Annotated in this window: 17 protein-coding genes; 3 read left to right on the top strand and 14 right to left on the bottom strand. The window is 44.0% G+C overall.

From position 1 onward, the window contains the following. Positions 1-54: 54 nt before the first annotated feature. The 5 genes from FCL46_RS18395 to FCL46_RS18375 all read right to left on the bottom strand — a co-directional run bounded on the left by FCL46_RS18395 (position 55) and on the right by FCL46_RS18375 (position 6891). Positions 55-705 (bottom strand): hypothetical protein, encoded by a 651-nt coding sequence (locus FCL46_RS18395; protein WP_167506071.1) that lies wholly within the window; start codon positions 703-705, stop codon positions 55-57. Between the two features lie 11 nt (positions 706-716). Next, entirely contained in the window at positions 717-1382 is a 666-nt protein-coding gene (locus FCL46_RS18390) for a nitrate reductase cytochrome c-type subunit (RefSeq protein WP_167506072.1), read from the bottom strand. Continuing rightward, positions 1379-3697, bottom strand: coding sequence for a molybdopterin-dependent oxidoreductase (locus FCL46_RS18385; protein ID WP_136810337.1), 2319 nt, complete (start codon positions 3695-3697; stop codon positions 1379-1381). Before FCL46_RS18385 ends, FCL46_RS18390 begins: the two co-directional genes overlap by 4 nt. A 7-nt stretch (positions 3698-3704) precedes the next feature. Further along, the gene (locus FCL46_RS18380) at positions 3705-3953 is read right to left on the bottom strand and encodes a hypothetical protein (RefSeq protein ID WP_136810338.1); all 249 of its coding nucleotides are present in this window, start codon (positions 3951-3953) and stop codon (positions 3705-3707) included. 304 nt (positions 3954-4257) lie between these two features. Beyond that, entirely contained in the window at positions 4258-6891 is a 2634-nt protein-coding gene (locus FCL46_RS18375) for a hybrid sensor histidine kinase/response regulator (protein ID WP_167506073.1), read from the bottom strand. A 463-nt stretch (positions 6892-7354) separates the two neighbouring features. Between FCL46_RS18375 and FCL46_RS18370 the strand changes: the two genes are divergently transcribed. Then, positions 7355-7975: a trimeric intracellular cation channel family protein gene (locus FCL46_RS18370; protein ID WP_217909462.1), complete on the top strand. Its 621-nt coding sequence runs from the start codon at positions 7355-7357 to the stop codon at positions 7973-7975. Positions 7976-8018: 43 nt separating this feature from the next. On the opposite strand, the gene FCL46_RS18365 is transcribed toward FCL46_RS18370, so the two are convergent. From FCL46_RS18365 to FCL46_RS18335, 7 genes are all read right to left on the bottom strand, one after another. Further along, entirely contained in the window at positions 8019-9290 is a 1272-nt protein-coding gene (locus FCL46_RS18365) for a putative sensor domain DACNV-containing protein (protein WP_136810340.1), read from the bottom strand. A 112-nt stretch (positions 9291-9402) separates the two neighbouring features. Continuing rightward, a complete protein-coding gene (locus FCL46_RS18360) occupies positions 9403-10605 on the bottom strand; it encodes an NAD-dependent epimerase/dehydratase family protein (RefSeq protein ID WP_136810341.1) in 1203 nt (400 codons plus the stop codon). A 208-nt stretch (positions 10606-10813) separates the two neighbouring features. Then, positions 10814-11209, bottom strand: a complete 396-nt coding sequence (locus tag FCL46_RS18355) for a pyridoxamine 5'-phosphate oxidase family protein (protein ID WP_136810342.1) — start codon at positions 11207-11209, stop codon at positions 10814-10816. Between the two features lie 279 nt (positions 11210-11488). Then, the gene (locus FCL46_RS18350) at positions 11489-11917 is read right to left on the bottom strand and encodes a universal stress protein (protein ID WP_136810343.1); all 429 of its coding nucleotides are present in this window, start codon (positions 11915-11917) and stop codon (positions 11489-11491) included. A gap of 687 nt (positions 11918-12604) precedes the next feature. After that, positions 12605-14260, bottom strand: a complete 1656-nt coding sequence (locus tag FCL46_RS18345; protein ID WP_136810344.1) for a hypothetical protein — start codon at positions 14258-14260, stop codon at positions 12605-12607. A 1218-nt stretch (positions 14261-15478) separates the two neighbouring features. Further along, entirely contained in the window at positions 15479-15619 is a 141-nt protein-coding gene (locus FCL46_RS18340; protein WP_153307150.1) for a hypothetical protein, read from the bottom strand. A gap of 3 nt (positions 15620-15622) precedes the next feature. Further along, on the bottom strand, positions 15623-16186 hold the full coding sequence (locus FCL46_RS18335; protein ID WP_136810345.1) for a hypothetical protein: 564 nt from the start codon (positions 16184-16186) through the stop codon (positions 15623-15625). Between the two features lie 445 nt (positions 16187-16631). Here FCL46_RS18335 and FCL46_RS18330 point away from each other — a divergent pair, with 445 nt between their 5' ends. Beyond that, positions 16632-18074, top strand: a complete 1443-nt coding sequence (locus FCL46_RS18330) for an acetyl-CoA carboxylase biotin carboxylase subunit (protein WP_136810346.1) — start codon at positions 16632-16634, stop codon at positions 18072-18074. 188 nt (positions 18075-18262) lie between these two features. Then, a complete protein-coding gene (locus FCL46_RS18325; protein ID WP_136810347.1) occupies positions 18263-20170 on the top strand; it encodes a biotin/lipoyl-containing protein in 1908 nt (635 codons plus the stop codon). Positions 20171-20307: 137 nt separating this feature from the next. Here FCL46_RS18325 and FCL46_RS18320 read toward each other — a convergent pair whose 3' ends face one another. Together FCL46_RS18320 and ercA are read right to left on the bottom strand one after the other, a co-directional pair. After that, on the bottom strand, positions 20308-21666 hold the full coding sequence (locus FCL46_RS18320) for a hybrid sensor histidine kinase/response regulator (protein WP_136810348.1): 1359 nt from the start codon (positions 21664-21666) through the stop codon (positions 20308-20310). After that, entirely contained in the window at positions 21650-22801 is a 1152-nt protein-coding gene (ercA, locus tag FCL46_RS18315; RefSeq protein WP_136810349.1) for an alcohol dehydrogenase-like regulatory protein ErcA, read from the bottom strand. The genes FCL46_RS18320 and ercA overlap by 17 nt, the downstream gene beginning before the upstream one ends. Between the last annotated feature and the right edge of the window lie 158 nt (positions 22802-22959).

The following is a 22959-nucleotide window of genomic DNA, read 5'->3' as shown; positions in this document are numbered from 1 at the left end:
TTGTTTTTTTTTAAATCCGAAGAGTTTGGGCAAAAGCCATTGTCGGACAGCCTCCTAGTTAATTGGTGGGGAATACGTTGCCGGGAAACGCTTTTCAAATCGGGGTGAGTGTGGATCGTGACAGGTTGTACAGTTAAAAATCACCCGTTCGCCTGCCCAGTATTTTGTTCGCTTACCATGTGCACCACCTAACCAGTCACTTTTCTGTCGAAAATGACATTGACCACAAAGTTGATAACTATGATCGAGGTCAATGGTGTTTCCTTTTTTGTCTTCAAGAAAATCACGTTTTTCAGGATGGTGGCAATCAATACATGAAAGGGCACCCGGTTGCCCATGGCTGAGATTGATATCGCCATGGGTCAGTTCGACACCTTTGTTAACCGTAACCGGTTTTTCGTTATGGCAACTGCTGCAGCGAAAACGTTTAATTTCCTGTTTACGCGCCAGAACTCGAAATGTTCCTCCCTGATAGCGCTCTTTTGAAAGGACGGTTTCATCCGGGAGTGGCTGAACAGCTTTGACTGCATAGCTATCGTATTTTTCAGTTGCATGCCCAATGCGATCAAGCACACTTTCACCGCCTGAAGCGTTGGCTGTATCCGGCTGGTAGATAAGCCAGACCGTAAGCAGCATGACAACATTCAGCACCCTCAGAACATCACCAGAACAGTGGCTGCGGCTGAATAGAGTAATCAGTTTCATAGGCAGACCTGTTAGTTGCTGGTTCTGGTGAAATTTTTCACCGGTTCTGTACTCACTAGCGGTACATGACATTGTCGACAGTTGCCTCGGGCAGAATGCTCTACGCGGATTTCAATAACCGCACCGGGGCCTGTATGACAGGCAATACAGTTCTCACGAAGTTGCAGACTATGTGGGATTGTCGGTGGTGAGCCGCCAAGTGCAGATCTGCCGAGACGAGGAGGTTGAATCGATTCCCAGTCATGCTCAACAAAAGGTTTATCTGTTTCCGGTAGCGGCACATGGCACTGGTAACATGCCGTTTTTTCAGGATGCGGTGTTACCGGAATAAACTTTTCATCTACCGGGCTGAACCCGCCTTTTTCATGGCAGGAAAGGCAATTTTGATCAATATCACTAAACGATGGTTCAACCGAATGCGGGATGCGTGGTGGCGAACCGGGATACTGGCGAAGTTCGTAATAGCTGTTCAGGTTACGATCACCTGAATCTGCAGCCATATACGAATCCGGAGTGTTATCGTAGCTTTTGAAAATTTCCTGGCCTTTTGAGTCAAAATCCATGTCTGTTGCATGTGAATCAGAGTCTGCAGACAGGAGGATTCCGGCACCAAGAAAACAGGCGGCAGCTACGCTCAAGAGGCTGGAAGCTGTAAATGTTTTCTTAGTTTTCATCATGCTTTCTCCACCTTGACGGCACATTTTTTGTAATCAGGCTGCTTGGAAATCGGGCAGAACGCGTCGAGTGTCACCTCGTTGATGAGATACTTTTCATCAAAGAATGGCACGAAGACCATGCCGCGTGGTGGTACACCGCGACCTTTGATTTGGGCAGGCATCTCGATAGAACCACGTCGTGAGGTGATTTTGACCATCTCACCGTTGACGACACCGAGATCGGCAGCATCATCAGGGTTGAGTTCTACATACGATGAAGGTACAGCATTGTGCAGTACAGGAACGCGTCTGGTCATGGAGCCTGTATGCCAGTGCTCAATAACACGACCGGTGTTGAGCCAGAAATTGTATTCGTTATCCGGAGATTCGGCTGCCGGCTCGTAAGGGCGGGCCCAGATCCATGCTGTGTTGTCTTTCTTGCCATAAAAGTGGAAGTCTTCACCACTCTTACAGGCCGGATCATATTTAGAGTTAAAGCGCCAGCGGGTCTCTTTACCGTTAACAAAAGGCCACTGCACACCAGACCGCTTTTGCAATACGGAATATGGTGCCATCTCATGCTTTGGTCCTGAATGGAAACGTCTGTACTCTTCCCAGATATGTTCAATATAGTTTTCTTCAGACCATGGGAACTGTTTTTCAAAACCAAGTCTTCTGGCAACTTCAATAATCTGCCAGGTGTCAGACATTGCCTCTCCCGGTGGTTGCAGGATCTGCTCAAAGTGCTGGGTTCTGCGCTCTGAGTTACCGTACATTCCCTCCTGTTCAACCCACATAGCTGCAGGCAGAATAACGTCTGCGACATCGGTGGTCGGGGTTGGGTAGACATCTGAAACGACGATAAATCGATCTTCTTTTAAGGAGCCATCACGATACCGTTTGAGTTTTGGCATGGTAACCATCGGGTTGGTAACCTGAATCCACATAAACCGGATATCACCGCGATCAAGAGCACGAAACATCTCAACGGTATGATAGGTCGGCTTAGGATCGATTGATCCTGCAGGAAGATCCCAGATATCCTCAGCCATTTTTCTGTCCCCTTCATTCATAACTACACCGTGTGGCAGCTTATGGGTGAGGGTGCCTACTTCGCGAACAGTACCGCAGGCGCTTGGCTGGCCGGTCAGGGAGAACGGGCTGTTGCCGGGAGTGGAAATCTTACCAGTCAGAAGATGGATATTGTAGACAAGGTTATTAATCCAGGTGCCACGGGTGTGCTGGTTCATACCCATACACCAGAATGAGGTGACTTTCTTGGATGGATCTCCATAGAGAGATGCGAGATACTTAATGTCCTGGGCAGAAACGCCGGAAATTTTCTCTACTTTTTCCGGAGTGTAATCATCAAGGAAAAGCTTGAACTCTCCAAACGACATATCTTCAGCTTTATCCGTGAAAGAAAAATGATCTTCAGTACCATATCCGATATTCGTTTTGCCTGAGTGGAACGAGACATGCTTATTAACGAAATCCCAGTTAACCTGGCCGTTGTGGATAATTTCGTAGCAAATAGCATTGGCTACTGCGAGATCGGTTTGAGGACGGAAAAGGATGGATTTATCTGCAGCCTGGCTGGTGCGGGTGATACGGGTGGCGAAATCGATGATCTTTACATCTTTTCTACGCTTTCTGTTGGCAAGCATGCGTGAAAACAATACCGGATGCATCTCGGCCATATTGTTACCCCAGGTTACAAAGACATTGGCATGATCCATATCTTCGTAACAGCCCATTGGCTCATCAATGCCAAATGAGGTCATAAAGCCGGTGACGGCGCTTGACATACAGAGTCGGGCGTTGGCTTCAACGTTGTTGGTGCCAAGACAGCCCTTGAATAGTTTCGACGCCACATATCCGTCAGGTATTGTCCACTGGCCGGAACCATACATAGCCACAGAACTCTTACCGTGCTTTTCGATGGTATCCTTCATTTTTTCTGCGATAATATCGAGTGCTTCCTGAATGGGCACATCAACCATCTCGCCATTTCTTCGAACCTGAGCTGTTGTCAGTCGGTCTTTACCGTAGAGTGCCTGGATAGAATGATATCCCTTAACACAGCATAAACCTTTGTTAACGCTACAGTTAGGGTCGCCTTTTACAGCGACAGCCCGGCCATTTGACACACCAATCAACACACCACAACCGGTACCACAGAATCGACAGGGAGATTTCTTCCAGTCAATCATTCCGGAAGCACCTTCCTGATTGTTCCAGCTACCAAATGAAATACCAGGAAACATTGAGCCTGCGGTTGCTATTGCACTACTTGCAGCAGCAGCTTTAATAAACGATCTTCTGTTAACTTTCATAGTTGTCTCACTCACTTTCAGGTTGCTGTTCATCGTTTTGGCCAAAGGTCATGCTCAGGGATTGTAATGAGCTGAGACCTTTCAGCTGCTGCTGAAGTGCTATCTCTGTTGGATCATCCGGTGTGTCGGTAACCAGAACAAGAATATCTCTGTTGTCTGCCGGAATGATTTCGCAATAAGGTATGGAGCGTAAATCATCGCATAATGTAGCTATTGCTCCCTTTGTGGGAATAGCCAGATAACCGAAAACAGGCATTTTTTATCTCTCCTCAATTCAGATATTCACAAACGATAGACTGATGTGTCGGGGCGTTTAGAAAGCTCATGTCACATTGTGGCATTTTGGAAGACCCTCTTCCTTGACTTAGGTCAATATTTGTCCTTTGCAGGTATTTAGTGATGAAATGAGAGGATATGAGAATAGTAGTATTATTTAGGCAAGAATCGTGCGGAGGAGAGTTGTTCAGCAGTGTGTAATGTGTAATGTGCAAATGAATTAGATTCCTTGGGATAGCAACGTCCTACCCCGATTTTAAAAAGACGGAAAAATCAAAAACTATTCACACCGGTTTACTATCAAGAATTTCTCTGACTGTAGCTGCCAGCACGCGCTTGCTATAGGGTTTGTCGATATATCTTGATATACCGCTTTGTTCAATGTTGTCTTTTGATACTTTTGAGCTGAAACCACTGCAGATTATTGAAGGGAAATTCGGTTTGATTTTAAGGATCTCACTGATCAGTTCAGTACCGGCCATTTCCGGCATAGTCTGGTCTGATAATATCAGATCAAATTTGTCAGGAGTCGCAGTAAATATTTTCAGTGCTTTTAAGCTGCTATTTGTCGACGTAACTGTGTACCCGAGGCTATGCAACAGTCGTTTAGTCAACTCGAGTATCTGCTCTTCATCATCAACGAGGAGTATATGTTCTGATCCTCCCTGGAAGGGAAATTCTTCCTGCTTTTCGGTGTCTTCAAGATCTTTTACTATCGGGAAAAATATATGAAATGCGCTTCCTATGCCGGGGGTGCTGTCAACGGTAATAAAACCATCATGGCTATTGACGATTCCATGGACTACTGAGAGCCCCATTCCTGACCCCTGACCAAACTCTTTGGTTGTAAAGAACGGATCAAAGATCCGATCAATTGTTTCCTGGGTCATGCCGGTTCCATTGTCGATAACAGAGAGTTGTGCATAGGAACTTGAGGCGTTGTTATTGAGTAGGCCCGACTTTTCATAGGTCTTCAGGTCATCCCGGCTCAGTTCCACTTCATCCAGGCTCACCGTGATAACACCTTTTTCATCAATGCTGTGAACCGCATTTGAGAATAGATTCATGATGATTTGATGGAGCTGGGTCGGATCAGCCTTTATCGATCTGCATTCACTTGAAACACGGTCGATTATTTGAACGGTGGTTGGAGTTGTTGAGCGAAGCATTTTGAGTGATTCTTTGAGCAGCGTGTACGGGCTAATGGGGACTTTCTCAACATGTTTTTTTCGACTGAAAGTCAGTATTTGCTGAACAAGATCTTTGGCTCGACGCGAAGCTTTAAGGATATCGCCCAAGCACTCTTTACTGAAATTATTTGGTTGTAAATCTTGCAGCACCAGTTCGGTATTACCTTGTATTATTGTGAGTATATTGTTGAAGTCGTGAGCTATGCCACCTGCAAGTGTACCAATTGCCTCCATTTTTTGGGCTTGTCTGAGTTGTTCCTGCAGTTTTTCCTTTTCCTCTTCAGCTGCGCGCTGGCTGGTAATGTCATGTAGAACGCAATGCGTTTGTCTGAAACTACCATCGGCATTTTTGCCTATTTTGCCATTGATGGACATCAAGACATGCGAACCGTCTTTCCTGATTATTTCGAATTCAACGCCTAGAATTTCACCAATGGTTTTGAAGCGTGGAAAGTTTTCCTTGAAGTGTGACTTCCACTCCGGGTCGAGGAAATCGCCGAAAGATTTGCCAATTACTTCCTGGCGGGTGTAGCCAAGCTGTTCAAGCCAGTTGTCATTAACGTCTATAAAATTGCCATTTTCATCAAGAGACTGATAACCGACGGGTGCCTGTTGGAAGAGCATTTTAAATCGATCTTCACTCTCTTTGAGTTCGTGCTGCGCCTGTAGGCTTTCTGTCATAGCCTTTTCGATATCTGCAGTTCGTTCTTTTATCATATCTTCCAGGTTTTCCTTGTGTTTGTTGAGTTCTTGTTCAACCCGTTTTCGTTTTTGGACGTTTTGAAACAGGAAGATGTTGAAAACAACAAGGACAAGTATAGTTACGCTGATTGACCATATCGCCTTAAGGTTTTTGTAGTAAAAAGATTGCGGCTCATATTGGATATAACTCCCGTCAGGAAGCTGATTTGTGTCAATTCCATGGCTGCTTAACTGACGGTAGTCGAACATCGGGGTGTTGGGGCTTTGAATCATCACTGGAATATCATCAGCTGATGTCCCTTTCAAGATGTGTGTTGCCATTTCCGAAGCTGAGCTACCCTGCCGCTCGCCGTTTGTAACCAGGCCGCCGATTGCACCGTATCCTATCTGAAAATCCCAGGCGGTATAGACCGGAATTTTTCTGTTAATGGTTGAAGCGGCAAAGGATTCTCTAACTGAGAGTGACTTCCCACTGCCTTTGTCAGTGTAATAATGCAGATGCAAAATAATGGTATGTGCTGGTAGGTCTATAAGCGCTTTTGTTAAATCGAGGACCGACAGGTCAAACAGTTCAATAGTTGTGAGAGATGCAAACTGGTTTATAGCTGTTTTAGCCTGGTTCATCATTAGGGTTCCTGTTGATGTTCCATCAGATATTACAGCAATGTTTTTTGTTGTCGGGTGTAACGATAGGGCAAGCTGAATGGTCCCTGTAATATCGGTATTTTCAACAACACCTGTTATGCCTGATTGCCCAAGCAGCCGGGTGGGAGTGTAGGTGTTTATACCGCAAAAAATAACCGGAACGTTGCTGAACAATTTCTCACGGTATTGTAGAACAAAATCGAGGGCAAAATCATCTGAGACAATTACAGCATCCAGTTCTATGTCACGATATCTGTAGCGGTAAAGGGATTCAAGGTACGGTAAGGTTTCAGCTGCCAGATGACGCTTTACATCCATGTATTCAACATACAGTTCTATCGTTTCATCACTGCTGTTAATTACCGTGTTGATCCCTCTCATAATACTGTCGGTCCATGGGAAATTCTGATGGTAGGAATGCAGGACGAGAATGTTTTTCTGGTTTGCTCCTTGAGTATATGCAGGTAATCCCAAGAGAATTACAAAGGTGCATAGTATGAATATTTTGATGGACTGGATCATAACCTGGGAATTAAAGAGTTCGTTGTGCACATCGTCATACCCGTATCCAAAGCGATTGCTCTAGAGTTGTAATGATAGCGTAATGACCAATGCGTGAAAGTAGTTGTATTAACGAGAAAAAGAACTTGTAAAATATGGTATCACAAAACTTCCATAAGCTCCAAAAGCTACTGTCAGTTTTTTTTTGAATGTGTTATGGCACTGTCGGGCAGATTGTAAATATGCTGAGAGGTTAGCCTTAATCTTTCATGCAAATTATGTGATGAAAAATGTTTAATTGCGATAGCACGCTCTTAATGAAGAGAATTACGAGGGAACTTTTGTGATCTATTATCTTGGGATGATTGGGATAGCTGCATTTTCAATTACCGGAGTGCTTGCTGCCGGTAAGAAGGATATGGATATTTTCAGTATCGTTCTGCTGGGGTTTGTTACTGCAATAGGCGGCGGAACCGTGAGGGATATTATCCTTGATACGAGCCCGGTCTTCTGGATTGCGGACACCTCGTACCTTTGGGTATCGGTAATTGCAGCGGTTATAACCTTTTTTTGTGTCAGGTTGATTTCCAGGCTTTATACGCTGCTCCTTTATATTGATGGATTTGGTCTTGCCCTGTTCACAATACTTGCCACAGAAAATACTATCAAACTTGGGTTTGACAGCACTATCGCTGTTTTGATGGGTTTAATTACCGGTATTACAGGAGGGATGATACGTGATATCCTCACCGCTCGAATGCCAATGCTTTTACGAAAGGAGTTTTATGCAACTCCGGCACTGATAGGGGCGATAGCGTATGTAATCCTCAATAACATTCTTCCGGAACATGAGTTTAACAGGATTTATGCTGTTGGTATCATTTTGCTGCTGAGGATCATGGCGATCCATTGGGGGATATATTATCCGGGATGGCTTACGTATAGTGGAGAAAATACGAAGTAGAAATGACGAACGATATAGTCAAATACTTAATATGAAGTGAAATTCAAGCTTTTAATAGTTCCATCTCTGTAACTCTTGAAATGTTCCAGAAAGCTGCGCCCAGCCCTTCATAGAGCACAGCGAGTTCAGCCTGTTGAACAGCGATCAGTTCATTGTTTTCGGGATCGGTTGTAAAGAAGGTGACATCGCCATCCTGAGAAACCACAATAGCCACCGAACCCGGCTGGGCATGGGCGAAAAGTGCTGCAGACTGGTGGCGGGTGCCACCAATATCCGTGAAGTTGACAACACTGCTGACATGGCCTTCCACAGGTTTGAGTATCCGGATGGTCGCAGGGCGTTCCTGACCTTCAGCCGCAATAATCTTTGCACCGAAACAGAAAACGAAACGGTCAAACGTCATTGCCAGTGCCCCATCAACGGCAGTTAGTCGGGCAATATGTCGGCATTGCTGCTCGAGCTGAGCCCTCATTTTTGAGTATTTCTCTCTTTGGCTCCCTTCTTTTGTTTTAATCAGGGCTGATATGAAATCTGTAACAGGTGCAAGTAGCGTCGGCTTTTTGGTAACATCATAGTCGCTTTCCAGAAAGCTGGCTCCGCCAGTGTATGGAACGGGAGAATCAACTGATTTTCGCCATGCTTCAGAATCCGGTACCACCAGAAGTGTGCCGCCACGGCCATGCCCGCGCATTGCCCGTGCCGTTGTAAGCAATGAAGTGTAGCGAAGCATATTCATTGTTTTATCTGTTTGTAAATCCGTCGGGAGCTCTAATTGAGGAATGATAGTTCGCATCAGGTTTGAATGATCAACAAAAACAGCTCTGTTACTGATTAAGGCACCGAGGCTTTTGCCACCAAAGGTTATCAGGACTCTACCAGGCCCTAAAGCCTGTATCCAGAGGTTGGCAATGATCACATTCTCGGAGCGGGTTTTAAAACCCCATATTTTCAGTTCCCCATTTTCATCAGGCCAGACACCGATATCAGCTCGCGGATTCTCAAGTGCTGCACCGAGTTTGACTAAGGTTTTTACATCGAACGGGATGGGATTATCAAACAGGAAGGCATCAAATGATTGTTCAGCCTGGGTATAAAAAAGTGAAACAGTAACCTCATTGCCTTCATCTTTTGAGAAACTGGTCCAGAAAGCACTGTCTATAATCGCTTCAAGATGTCCGCTGGCAGGAACGGCTTCATGTCCGCTGAACAAATCACCGAATATTTTGGCGAGAGTATCCGATTCGATCAGGCGGTTCATGCGCTGCAGCAGCTCATCAATAAAACCGGATCTCAGTTTGTAGGCGTGGTTAGACATAGTGTTACGATGGTCAAGTGTTGAGGATAATTACGGTACTTTAGTGATGTTGTCGGATATATAATCGAAACATCCGTTTAGTGTCCACATCAAAGGGGTGGTGCCGGTGTATTCACGTCTGAAGTGGTTTGGTAGCTTCGTTGCTGTCAGGTTCTTGACCGTGGATAACGTGTGTGGTCTGAAAAAAACTCATGCTGCCATTGTGAATTGATTCCAGCAGTTCTTCGGGGTTGTTTACAAACCTATCTTTAAACGCATGATCAATTGTGACTTCTTCCTCAAAGGTGGAAATCAGATTCTCGTGACTCCAGCGTTGCAGATAGTAAATGATTAATTCAGGCAGTCTGCTGTAAATGGTTTCATCAGGAAATGGATCGACAAAACTTGAATTATGTAATTTGTCACAATTAAGGGTCTGTGTGACATAAAACTGTTTCAGGAAAACAAGCTCAGACGGCAGGTTAGCCTTGAGGCCAAACTTACGGAGCAGTTTTAAAATGACGGCTACGCTTCTTTTTCCAGCTTTTGCCAAAGGGTAGGGAATATATATTTCTTTTGGATAGTTAAGCTGAAGATATGACTTAATTGTCATGATTAAATCGGCCAGTTCAACTCCATATTTATCCACAAAGTTATAATCTTCGCCAGTAAATTCCTCTCTGTTATTGAGTATGTGGTGAATGAAGTAGGGGAGTTTTCTGCAGTTTGAGTAAGAGTGCAGAACTCCCTTTTTGGTAAAGAGTACAGGCATCGACTCATCGGCAATTGAAAAAAGCATGCGATGAATACCCTGGATCTTATGATCGTGATTGCCGTATACCGCAGCCAACCTGATAAGTGTATAGTCGAGGCCTTCATTCTGAGACAAATGGCGAAGCGTTTTCTCTGCCATCAGCTTGGAGCGTGTATAGTTACTCAGGCCGGGAGTGAATTGTTTGTGTTGTTTTTCTGTGATGTCGGGGCCAAGCTCAAGGGTTGCTGCTGAACTGATATGAATGTACGGGATGTTGAGTTCGGCCGCAATTTTAGCAATGTTAATTGGCCCGAGGTAATTCACCTCAAACGAGAGCTGTTCGTCAGCGTTGATGTTGGCAATGGCAGCATTGATGACGAAATCGGGCTTACTCGCAAGAAGATAATTGCGGATATCTGTAGGCTCGCGGATGGAAAGTTTTTTACTGCTCGGTGCGCGGACTTCAATAGGAGCGGTAGTTCTGGATTTGAAGTAGTTGACAATTGTTCCACCAACCAGCCCCGAACCACCTATAACTATACCAAGACGACCTGTCTCACCTGCTGATTTTCTGATGCTCATGTGTTTCCCCGTCTGTCAAGTTTGTCTCGCAAAAGCCGGAGTTCATGATGCAATCTAATACAAAAATGGTGTGTTTGTCCATATTGCTCGATATAACTGATGAATGTTCGTGGGGAATTTTTTCATATTGAGGTGTTTGTATTCCCCCTTCTAAAGAAACTATTACATGATACATAGTCTCTATTAGAAGGGTAATGTTTTGAATTAACTACTCTATTGTGACGCCAGCATCACCATCTCCCAGCAATGGCAGGATTTTGGTTATTTTGAAATAGACAAGAAATTTCGGGCTCTGATCTTCGCTGTTGCTACTTTTCATTCTCCGGAGTTCGTTGAGTCGTGCAGAGTCCTGCTCTTCGCCCGTTTTTTCGAGATATAGACGAATACCGTTTACACCATCTCCATTTGCTATGAACAGATATGCAGCTTTCGGGTTTTCGGTGATATTCTTATGGGTCAGCCTGTCTCGCATGATAAAGGCTATTTGACCTTCTTCCAGAAAGTGAGGCGTTGCGTATACCGCAGCGTTTACATTCCCGTTGTTGTCTGCGGTGGATACAATGCCGCGTCCCTGATTATTTTCAAAATATTCTTTTAATGTCATTATTCATATCTCCGTAGTTGCATGTGAAACTGCAAATTATAGGTAGTGTTTCAGTTGCTATCAATCTGATATGTTCATGTTTATGTGTATTTGTAAGATACTAAGACACAACACATCTAAAGCAACCGATGGTATGTATTGATCGGATGATATGATCTGAATGAGAACTCAGGAGTGATATCTTTTCAGATAATTGGGGCTGCCTGCACGAGCAAAACGTTCAGAAAATCAGCTTTCAATATTTAGGAGCAGCCCCATAGTGTGCCTGAGTAGTACAAGCTATCTGACAACGAGTACAGGGATTCCGCAATGGGCAAGTACTCTGTGGGTCACGCTACCCATTACCAATCCTTCCATGTCATTGAGACCTCGGGAGCCGATAACAATCAGGTCGCAATTCTCTGTTCTGGCGATTTTACAAATTTCATTGCCTGGGTTAAAAGCAGGAGTTACAATCTCGTTGAAATTGATTTTATGCTCAATCAAATACTTGCGATATGGAGCCAAGACAACATCCGCTTCTTCCTGTTGCGATTTGACTGCTTCTTCACGTGGTTTACCTGTAATGATTGCGGGTATTGCTCCAGTGATATAGACGAGTAATATTTCCGCATCCATTGCGCTTGCCAGGGCTATAGCATTTCGTTTGGCGAGTAAAGAGTGTTTGGAACCGTCGACGGGGAGAAGAATTTTTTTGAATTTTTTCATAACACAACCTCCTTTTGGTGTGCGTAATTTCGCAATGGAGCTGGGAACAACCCGCTTCCTGCTTCAAACCAGTTTGTCATCTATGATATCGACTACCCTAACCTCTAAAAGCACCTTATGTCTCAGGTTCAGGTGGGCATCGTAAACTTTCGAAAAACCGGAGGTGAGCAACACGAAAGATATCTTCCACTCCGCCTACTACTATTTTACGGCAGGGCTGGAGTTAATGTCAAACGAGTCAGGCTTTTCACTGGAGAAAAAACCTGTATTTATTGCAGAGGTAGAAGCACTTGTCAGGTGATGTGACATGGATAATTTTCTTCTGTCAAAGCGGAGTTCGTAGCTCCTTCATTTTCACAGATATTTATGAGACTGATTAACTGAGAGTCTATGGAGAGCATGAAGCATGAGCTAAACGTTCTCGTAGGCACTCAGTATGTACATTGAATCTGTTGCGGGCAGACGATCGGTACTGCCATTTTTTCCTTATGAATGCTGATCACGTAAAGATGCTAGTGCTGTGTAAATCTTTAAATGTCGCAAAGATTGTTCGGCAATTTTAGTGCACTGCGAGGCACGAATGAAGGAGCATAGCAGCGCTATGTGACTGAATGAGAAACGAAGTCAGTGTGCTAAAAGGGCGAACAAGATCCGATAGGTAAAGGTTTACAGAGCACTAGTACGCATTTACTCTATTGCAGATATATACTCTTCATCACGGTGGATTAATTCATACTGCAATTTGTGATGCTGATGTTCTTCGAGGAAACGTTCAATTACGCCGCTATCATCATCAACAACGTCCTCAAGCTCATGTATCATGCGGTATGAGAGGGTTTGGTCTTTTAATTCAGCTTCAATCCTGAACGTATTGAAGTTATGCTTAGCATTGTCATTCATATTTTTAAGGTTTCGCGCTATGTATACTATGGTGTCTTTACCACCGGTAAAATTCCCATCGTTTACAACTTCTTCACCTTTGGGTTGAATATCCTCCGGTGCAGTTAATGGGTCCATCCCTTTAGGCAATAACCTGTTATCTTTTATAAACATTGAAGCTTGTAGCAAGGTATAGGTTACGATTGGGATCTCACCCTCAATTCTGCCCATAATACCTTCATATATCTGCACTTGTTCTTCATTTGTGATCTGATCATAATGCGGTTCATAGGCGAGGTTGTTGTCATCTGCTTCGACACCAACTATCCGTCCTTCCTCATCCGTATTGCCGGAACTGAATACCTCTACTTCATTACCATTGTCCTGAACGCCATATACCGCAAAATGAATAAAAACCCTTCGGATGGGGATGCTTGTGGGTAATTTATGACCCGAATTATTTATTACCTCGAGGGTAACTGTAAGATCGTTCTTCAAGCCATCCATATCAAAATCCTGCCAACCTGATTGGGTTATTTCAATTTCTCCAGCACCTTCCAGATAATCGCGACCATCATCCACTGCATCTGTTATGTCGGGTATGTCAAGTCCCTCTTCCTCAGCTAGAGAGGTGATGATGTCAAGCATCATGGTGTTTTCTGTAAAGAAGGTGTGGACAAAAACGTCTTCTCGCTGTGTAACTTGATCCGGTAATTTTGATATTACTGAGCTCGGAACTTTCTGCATATGACAGCTTTGACACGTTTCCCCTCCTTCCTCGGAATATGAACTTGCCAGCCACTCGCCGTAGGGGGTCTGCTCAGGAAAAGGATCATCTGTGATGAAATTACCATCCTCATCAAAATATGGAGTGTATAGTTCGTGGCAGGCAGCACAAAATCCGGGTCCGTTCAGATGAGATGATTGCTCAGGGGTAAATCCGCTTAATCGATTCATCATATTTTGATAATCGGGATTGTATGGGCCCCAAGCAACCCTGTTTTCGGCAATAGAGTAAGAGCCTGAATGAGTTTCGTCCTCCATGATTTGATGGCAGAGAGTGCAGCTGATTCCCTCCATTGCCAGATTGTGGTATGGGTTGGTGCTGTCTATGAGCCCACCAGAATCAAATAGACTTTGCGGCGAGTCATCCACTTCCATTTGCTTATACGCCATAGGTGCGTGGCATGGTAAACATTTTTTTTCAATTTGCTCCTGGTATTCCGGGTTCTGTATCGTTTCACTCCGGACCTTGGCTCTCCAGAAAGGATCATAGAAGCTGAATCTCATCATAGTTGTTTCCCAGCGACTTACATATGATGTATCAACTTCCTCGTCAGCAGAGAACAGATCATTGTGACATTTTGAACAGGATTGCGATGATGTGAAAAGCTGGTCATCCTGTACATTTCCAGGGCCGAATCTGCTGTATCCTTCGGATGCGGAAAAAAATACTGATATCATAACAAGTGGGTATATCAGCTTGTGAGTTTTTCTGTATGTGTAAGTTGTCATATCTTCGCCATTTTGCTGTCATGATTAGTTGTTGTAAGAGATGATAAATCGATGCAGATTGATTTGTTACCCCCAGGCATGCCATGAAACAAACAGATATCAATGAAGAAAATAGTATGGAAATACGATAAATATTTTAACATTTGACTTTTAAGAAAATCATTGCCTAATTTGCACAAAAACGAAGCGAAAGCGCATGGCCAAAACAGGAGTTTGTAGCCATTAATACTTGTAAATTGTAGGTCTTCGCCTGATGATAAGCAATGCTACCGTGTGGTAGAGAGTCGGTGCGAGGACAATCCTGGCGTAATGAATTGCTGAGTGTATTGCTAAGCAACTATAGAACGTAATGGGATATTTTTTAGTTCAATTGTGAAGGGAATTATCATCAAGCGGGATAAAATAATGAAAAGGTGCTTGAATCAATATACGGACTAGGAGGTTGTCCGAGAATAGGAGTTTTGGTCAAAATCGAGATATTTAAAACGCCATATAGATGATATCGAAGTCTCACTTCGTTCGCTTATCTGCGAGCATTATTTGTTGAAAATTCCGAAGAGTTTGAGAAAAGGCCATTGTTGGGCTGAACCCTTTCTGCTGAGTTTTCGCTTGCCTATCCAATCCATCATTATTGCGTTGAAAAATAACTCTCGAAGGTAGGCGAAAACTGCGATATGAGGTATACGGCAGTGCTCAATTTTCCAGCAGTGTCTTGATTGGAGCTGAAAGATGTTCAACCCGACAGACTCCTTGCTTCTAAAAACTTTCGAAACGTATTGAAACAAAAAATGGCTGTGTCTACTAAGAGTATGTGTTGCTAATCGCCAGATATTATCAGTAAATTTAAGAAAAGATACATTTCATCGACTTCATCTGTAACCTATTATCTACTTGAGCGTTTAGATAAACAACGAGGGGATTATTATAGAATTAGTCAAAAAAAGTAGGTTTGCCTCCCAATCATTCCGCTTTAGCCGGGCTGTTTAACCCCTCGAACAGCCCGGTTTTTTGTTCACATTGTACTTTTGAGTTGTGAGTAGGATTATTCACCCTTCATGCTCTGCTGCTGACCAAATATTCCTCATTATATGTAACCTACTGCATATTGTTGAGGTTGCGCCTTTTATACCTCGATTGTGGATTCAACAAACACGTGAAATACACGGACTAGATTTCTCGTTTTGCTTCAAAAACGAGACATTGCCAGAGATCTTTTTTACGATCATCTGAAAGAACAGTGAATTCGCAGGTGATAATTTCGTCCTTTACACCGGTAACTTGTGCCTGCATTGCGAATTTTATCGGCATGTCTTACGTTTGCAGCAATTCGAACTGGATGGATAACTGTTCGTCAATAGCTGGTGTGATGCTCCCTGTTTTTATTGCACAGCAATCTGTTGATAACTCGTGGAGTGTTCCGGTGCTTTCAGTACCATGAATTGCATAGTTGACGCTGAGGTTTTGAAATCCTATCCGGGTCCGGTTATCCCTGTCTGAATTTTCCAGATATTGTTCGGCTTCTTCAAATGTTGCAACATAGACAGGTTTGTAGCCCTGGCGTCTTGCTGAAAAATTCAAGATCTGCCTGTGAACACGACTCTTTCTTTTTGTTATACGTATTACTTCACCTACCTTACTTTCGATAAGAAAATTCAGAATATTAGATAAGGTCGGGAGGCAGTTCCGATGGCCGATTCTGCAGTCTGAGAGATCAGTGATTACATGGAATCCTGGTTTCAGGTCGGCCACGCAAAAGCGAATGTCAGTATAAATACTATTGAGTTGCTTCTTGTCTATCTTGCCGGAAAATTGAAAAAGTATTCTGTTTTTAGGTATATCGACTTTAACTTTCGAAGTTGAATTTACAGCAACCATAAGTGAAGGCACAGCTTTGAGTGATGAGACAGTATGCTACGTTTAGTTTGGCAGAATTCTATCACTTCGTGAATAATTGTTGAAGGGGATGGTGTACTGAAGGGCTACAATACACAGTGTGATCTGCCATTGTGTTAGATGAAAGACTGGAATTCAGATTCATCTCCACATTCATGAATTGTTGCGAAATAGATATGTTTTGTGCTCAGGACTTCTTGTTCCTTGGATAAATGCGGTTATAATTAGTTAGGGTGTTTGGTTTCAGTTTCCAGGAGTCTGTCGGAGCGATGTCATTTCCTCCACCCGACGCTATTGTCGAAAAGTTACTACTCGCAGGTACGACAAGGACCCCTGGCGACTCCAATCCTGCAACCAGATATGCATGGGGAGCTTGTAGCGTATGTCTGGTTGTGCACTTCCAATCAACGAAAAATTGGAGCTGGCAGTGAAGAAAAAAATACTTGTTGCAAACAGGGGCGAGATTGCAATTCGGCTGATTCGTGCAATACATGAGCTAGGCTGCACGGCAGTTGCAGTCTATGAAAAGACTGATGACAAATCACGGCATATTCGTCTGGCTGATGAAGCGATTCTGCTGGGTGATGGTCCTCGAGTTGATTATCTCAATATAGCAAAGGTTATTGCAGCCGCCAAAAAAAGTGGAGCAGAGGCTATCCATCCCGGGTATGGATTTTTGGCTGAGAATCCTGATTTTGCAAAGGCATGTGAAGATGCCGGGATTATTTTTATCGGCCCTTCATCAAAGGTTATTGCGGATCTTGGCAATAAGGTTGTGGCCAGATCGATCATGGCTGAAGCTGGTATCCCGATGGTTCCCGGAACTGAGGATCTGCCCCCGGGAAATGAAGGGTTCAAACGTGCCAAAAAATTTGGACGTGAATATGGATATCCCGTGATGCTGAAAGCAACATGCGGTGGCGGAGGCAGGGGGATCAGATGTATAGACGACGAAGTCCAGCTCGTGGAAGAAATTCCTGCGGCACGAGCAGAAGCACTGGCAGCTTTTAATGATGACTCTGTCTATCTCGAAAAAGTGGTGTTGAAACCGAAACACGTTGAAGTACAGGTTATTGCTGATAAAACCGGTAAAACACTTCATCTCGGAACCCGTGATTGTTCAATCCAGCGCAGAAATCAGAAGCTGATTGAGATTGCACCATCCCGTGTAGCTAACCCTGAACTGCTGGAGGAAATCTGCCAAACCGCGGTACGAGCTGCTAAAGCGGCCAACTATTTTAATGCAGGTACTGTTGAATTTCTGATTGATCACGATTTCAATTATTATTTTATGGAGATCAACACTCGAATCCAGGTTGAGCATACTGTTACTGAGATGATTACCGGAATCGACATCGTACGTAACCAGATAAAACTTGCATTCGGCTACGAGCTTTCCTTTGGTCAGAGCGATGTGCAGATACGTGGACATGCAATCGAAATGCGGATTAATGCCGAAGATCCGAAGAATAATTTCATGCCTGAAGGTGGGAAGCAGGTACGTGTGTATCGTTCAACCGGTGGATTTGGTGTTCGTCTTGATGGTTTTGTTTACCAGGGCTATGATATTCCTGAAGTATATGACAGTTTGCTGGTAAAACTTACCGTACACGGTTTTACATGGGATGAAACAGTAGAACGGGTGAAAAGATGTTTAAAAGATTTTGCCATTGTAGGCCCTAAAACCACAATCCCCTTTTATCTCAACATTGCCGACGACCCGGATTTCATAAGCGGCGACTTCAATACTTCATATTTAGATACACATCCGCATCTCTTTCATTACGACGAAGAGATCGGCGAGGCCGGAAAACTTGCCCGATTGATTGCCGAGATTCATCACTGTGGGGAAAATCCGTTTGCATCGTAATGGATTACAAATCCAGGACTGAATAGTGTCTGAACGAAAATCTGCAAATAGTTTCAAGTTCAAGGCGGTCGATAATTTTAAACGAAAGAATACATTAAGTATTTTTAGGATTAAAATTTGAGACCAACGAAGAACATGAGGAAAATGGCGGTTTCCGGTCGGCTACTACATACGATTAAGGATACATTATGGAACGTATTTACCAGGGAACAGCAGCAGCTGATGTAATTGCACAACTTCGTCAGGCGGATGGCTATTATATAACAAACACCGCTCGTGATTTGTCTCAATCTGACTTCAAAAACAGGATTCTGCTGCATACAGATTTACTGGCGGCTGAGAAACGGGATAAGGTCGGGTACTATTCACTTGAGATTACCGGAGGAGCTTCGGTGCACGTGGATATGATGCGAAAGCAGGTTGATCCTTTTTTGAAGTTGAAACTCCTGCGAGAAAAAATGCCGCATACGATGTTCCAGACCTTGTGCAGAGGAGTAAACCTTTTCGGTTATCGGCCGTACCCGCAAAACGTGATCCGTTTTACTGTACGCGAATTTGCACCATATGTTGATGTCTGGCGAACGTTCGATTTTCTTAATCATGTACCCAATATGCAGGCGGTTTTAGAAGAGGTGGCACTGGCCGGGAAGATCAATGAACCGTGCATTTGTTTCTCTACAGGGCCGGAGCATAGCGACACATTCTACCTTGGAAAGGTGCAGGAAATTATAGATGTTACCGGGAAGGATATAGTTCTCTGCATCAAAAATCATGGTGGTCTTGGTACGCCGCGCCGGATAGGTCGACTGGTAAATGCTATCAAGCAGCGGTTTCCTGATCTGGTTATCCATTATCATGGGCATAATACTGATGGTAATGATGTGGGACGTATTACAGAAGCGGTACTCAACGGGGCAACTATTGTTGATGCAGCTGACTCCGCTTTTACAGGTTTTTATGGTCCGCCGCCAGTATTGACAGTCGTTCAGGTTTTGAAAGAGCATGGTATTGAGGCAATTGGCATTGACGAAGAAGCTATAATTGAAACCTCAGACGTGCTACGGGACGAGCGACAGTATTACAGCCAATTTGAATCGCAGATAAAGGGTTTTCAACCTACAGTGCAGATTCATAAGTTGCCGGGTGGCGCCATGGGATCAAGTCTTGAGCAGGCGGCAAAGGGTGGCTTTCTGGATAGAGTGTCAGAGATTCTCCATAAAGAATTGCCACGGGTACAACAGGAGCTTGGAAATTTCTGGTCTGTTACACCCGGATCACAGATACTCTGGACAACCGCTGTTTCTAATGTCCTTGGGGGGGAGAGATATGGTACTCCTTCTGGTGATCTGAGGAACCTGATGCTTGGTAAATATGGGCCATTCCCCTTTTATCGCCCAGAAGAATGGATTTATGAAAAAGTTCTGGGAGAGGATTGGCGGCAGGTGCTGGAGGATGAAGGTGGTATTGAAGATATTCCTGATATTGATCTAGCCCAGGAGAAAGCGGATCTACATGAAAAAATTGGTAGAGAGCCGGACAGTCAGCAACTGGTGCTGTATCTGCAACACCCTAAAGATGCCGTAGATTTTATTAAGTTTGAAGAAGATTATGGTATGGCCCATGTGCTTCCTCCATCAATTTTTTATCGTCAAGGAGGCTTTGAGATAGGGGACACACTTAATTTTACAGACATGCTGGGCAAGGAGCATATTGTAGAGATAGGACCTTCACCGGTTGTGGATACCGGAGAGACGGTAGTCTATCTGACTGTTGATCATTATCCCCGGATGTATAGGTTTGCCCCTGAAAATATAATTGGTGGTGAGGCTGTTGCCGCGATACTGGATAAAGAAGAAATAATGGATTTGGCGATGGCAGGTGATATCCGTGCTTCTTTTTCAGGCAATCTTGTAAAAATATCAGTAGATGAAGGTCAGGAGGTAAAGGCGGGAGACAGGGTAGCCGTAATGGAAGCTATGAAGATGCAGACTCCGGTGGTGACAGAGATCGACGGTATTGTAACTGCTATTTCCGCAAAGGAAGGAGCGGCTTTACGTCCTGGGGATAAAATCCTCAAAGTAGATAAAGACATATAGAACGACATTTCTGCAATTCATTAGTGGATTGAGATATGTTTTAGGTTCTGCAGAGAAGAAGCAAAGGACGGCGGAACTGGCTACTACGACACTATACACTGGTATAAGAGATTGTTGGTTTTCCGTTTTTAAATGCCTTAGGTGTCAAGAAGGCCCCGGATCGCCGTGTTTAATTGTTTGAGTGTAACTGGCTTCATGAGGTATCTGGATAAACCTAATGCTTCGGTGTTTTCCGTATTCATAAATTCACTGAAGCCGGTGCAGAGAATGACCGGAATTTCCGGGCAGATCTGGCGCACACTTTTGATTAATTCGGCACCATTCATGTTTGGCATATTCATATCAGTGATAAGCAGGTCAAAACTCTCCGGTGCGTTGCAGAATATCGAAAGCGCTTCATCCGGGGATGATGACGTGGTGACAACGTAGTGCAGGTTACCCAGTAATCCTTTCAGGATTTCAAGAATCTGGACTTCGTCATCTACTACAAGAATTCGTTCGCTGCCTATCTGCAGTTTTGCTGATTCTTCTGTTGGATTGTCTGATATCTCTGTGTTCTGCATGGTTGGCAAATAGATCCAGAAAGTGCTGCCTTTACCTGGCTCGCTATACACTGAAATGTGACCTTTATGCTGAGTGATAATTCCATGCACTACAGACAGGCCCAGCCCTGTGCCTCCCTCTTTTCTCTTTGTGCTGAAATACGGGTCGAAAATTTTATCAACGGTCTTTTTATTCATACCGCAGCCGGTATCTGTTACGCGTAAAATGATATAGGGGCCGGGACGCAATCCCAGATGGGAATAGAAAATGTCATCGTGTTGAATTGCAGTTTCCATTAATTCAAACAGCAATGTGCCACCTGTGTTGCGCATGGCCTGATATGCATTTGTACCAAGGTTCATGATAACCTGGCTGAGCTGGATTTCATCAGCCAGGATTGTGCTGTTAGCAATTTGAAAGTCGTGTTCGATTGAAATCGTTGTCGGGATGAGGGCGCGTAGCATTTTAGATGTTTCAACAATGAGACTCTTGATATCGACCGGAGCCAGTTCTCCGGTCTTTTTGCTGCTGAATGAGAGTATCTGTTGAACCAGTTGTTTAGCTCTGTCTGCACTTCGCAGAATACCTTCAAGATCATGTGTTACGGTAGGCTTCTTAGATTTGTCATATTGTTGCAGATGGATTCCAGCTAGTTCGGTGTACCCGATTATGGCCGAGAGAATATTATTGAAATCATGCGCGATGCCACCGGCCAGGGAGCCGATCGCTTCCATTTTTTGTGCTTGTCGAAGTTGAGATTCAAGCTTGGTTCTGATAGCCTCAGATTTTTTTCGTTTTGCTATCTGCTTTTTTAATTCTTCGTTTGTTTTCTCCAGCTCTCTGATCTGTTTCTGCAATTCAGGGTAGTAACTCTTTTTCAGAGATCTTTCACCTAACCCTATGATGCGCTGACGCAGTTGTTCTCGCTGCAGATCATCAGAGGGCTTCTTCATAAATAACCTCTATATCGCGTTGCACCGGCATTCTGGGATTGGTAACCATGCAGGGGTCATGTATTGCTTTTCCTGCAAGTTGAGGAATGTCTGATATTGAGGTACCTCGTTCTTTTAACGTTCTGGTTATTCCGGCAGTATTTTTGAGCCGTATTATTTCATTAAGTATTGAATTTTTTACCTCTTTTTTGTTTCTTTTGCCCGGGTCCAGTCCCAGGGCTCTGCCTATGTCAGCATATCGTTCATACGTCTGCTGATAATTGAACTCCATGACGTGATTGAGCAGAATTGCATTGCATTCTCCATGTGGCAGATCAAGATATCCGCCAAGACTGTGAGCCATTGCGTGAACAGCACCCAGGCTGGCGTTTGAGAATGCGAGGCCTGCCTGGAGACTGCCATGCATAATTCTGCTACGTAGTTCAAGGTCGTCAGGTGATTGAAGTACTTTTTCAAGATTTGATGAAATCAACCGTATTGCTTCAAGTGCGTGTAGATCAAACATCGGAGCGTTGGCAGTTGAAGTGTAGGCCTCAATAGCATGTACGAGAGCGTCTATGGCTGTGCAGGATGTAAGATAGGGATCCATAGTGAGGCTTGTGGCAGGATCAATGAGAGCAATATCCGGAACTGTGGTTTTACTTATGATTGCTTTCTTTACTCGATTCTGTGTGTCGTTGATGATTGCGAACTGTGAGACATCGGCTGATGTTCCTGCAGTGGTAGGGATGCAAATAAGCGGAGGCCCGGGGATAGGCACCATATCAATCCCTTCAAATGTGAGGATATGCTTTCGGTTATTTACGACAATGCCTATACCTTTAGCGCAGTCCATTGGACTTCCTCCTCCAACGGAAACGATAACGTCACAATTCTCGGCAGCATACCTTTCTGCACCGGCCATTACTTCTTCTGCCCGTGGATTAGGTGATATGTCTGAGAAAATGCAGCACCGAATATTTTCGGCTTCTATACGTGTCTGGACTTTCTCAAGCCAGCCAGCCTTAATAACACCCGGATCTGTGACTATGAAAACTTTTCTTGCACCAAAATTATGAGCATATTGACCCACCAGATCGATAGCGCCTGCACCGAATATATATTCAGGTGCTACAAATTTACGAAGTTCCAGCACAAAATAGCTCCAATCTTTCGATTAACGTAGAGGGATGATGATAAATCTATAAGTAGTACTTAATTATCAGCTTCCAGATAGGGTTTGTCAAATGAGAGACGTTGGAAGCTAAGGCGTGTAGTAATTGTTAAGACTAAAATGATAAGAGAAAAGGTAAG

Source organism: Desulfosediminicola flagellatus, assembly GCF_005116655.2.
GTDB lineage: Bacteria > Desulfobacterota > Desulfobulbia > Desulfobulbales > Desulfocapsaceae > Desulfopila > Desulfopila flagellata.
This window is presented reverse-complemented; position numbering and strand designations above follow the sequence as displayed.

What these genes read in the sequence shown, in the direction of transcription:
- FCL46_RS18395 (WP_167506071.1), bottom strand. Translation starts at nt 705, where the DNA reads ATGAAACTGATTACTCTATTCAGCCGCAGCCACTGTTCTGGTGATGTT.
- FCL46_RS18390 (WP_167506072.1), bottom strand. Translation starts at nt 1,382, where the DNA reads ATGATGAAAACTAAGAAAACATTTACAGCTTCCAGCCTCTTGAGCGTA.
- FCL46_RS18385 (WP_136810337.1), bottom strand. Translation starts at nt 3,697, where the DNA reads ATGAAAGTTAACAGAAGATCGTTTATTAAAGCTGCTGCTGCAAGTAGT.
- FCL46_RS18380 (WP_136810338.1), bottom strand. Translation starts at nt 3,953, where the DNA reads ATGCCTGTTTTCGGTTATCTGGCTATTCCCACAAAGGGAGCAATAGCT.
- FCL46_RS18375 (WP_167506073.1), bottom strand. Translation starts at nt 6,891, where the DNA reads ATGAGAGGGATCAACACGGTAATTAACAGCAGTGATGAAACGATAGAA.
- FCL46_RS18365 (WP_136810340.1), bottom strand. Translation starts at nt 9,290, where the DNA reads ATGTCTAACCACGCCTACAAACTGAGATCCGGTTTTATTGATGAGCTG.
- FCL46_RS18360 (WP_136810341.1), bottom strand. Translation starts at nt 10,605, where the DNA reads ATGAGCATCAGAAAATCAGCAGGTGAGACAGGTCGTCTTGGTATAGTT.
- FCL46_RS18355 (WP_136810342.1), bottom strand. Translation starts at nt 11,209, where the DNA reads ATGACATTAAAAGAATATTTTGAAAATAATCAGGGACGCGGCATTGTA.
- FCL46_RS18350 (WP_136810343.1), bottom strand. Translation starts at nt 11,917, where the DNA reads ATGAAAAAATTCAAAAAAATTCTTCTCCCCGTCGACGGTTCCAAACAC.
- FCL46_RS18345 (WP_136810344.1), bottom strand. Translation starts at nt 14,260, where the DNA reads ATGATATCAGTATTTTTTTCCGCATCCGAAGGATACAGCAGATTCGGC.
- FCL46_RS18340 (WP_153307150.1), bottom strand. Translation starts at nt 15,619, where the DNA reads ATGCCGATAAAATTCGCAATGCAGGCACAAGTTACCGGTGTAAAGGAC.
- FCL46_RS18335 (WP_136810345.1), bottom strand. Translation starts at nt 16,186, where the DNA reads ATGGTTGCTGTAAATTCAACTTCGAAAGTTAAAGTCGATATACCTAAA.
- FCL46_RS18325 (WP_136810347.1), top strand. Translation starts at nt 18,263, where the DNA reads ATGGAACGTATTTACCAGGGAACAGCAGCAGCTGATGTAATTGCACAA.
- FCL46_RS18320 (WP_136810348.1), bottom strand. Translation starts at nt 21,666, where the DNA reads ATGAAGAAGCCCTCTGATGATCTGCAGCGAGAACAACTGCGTCAGCGC.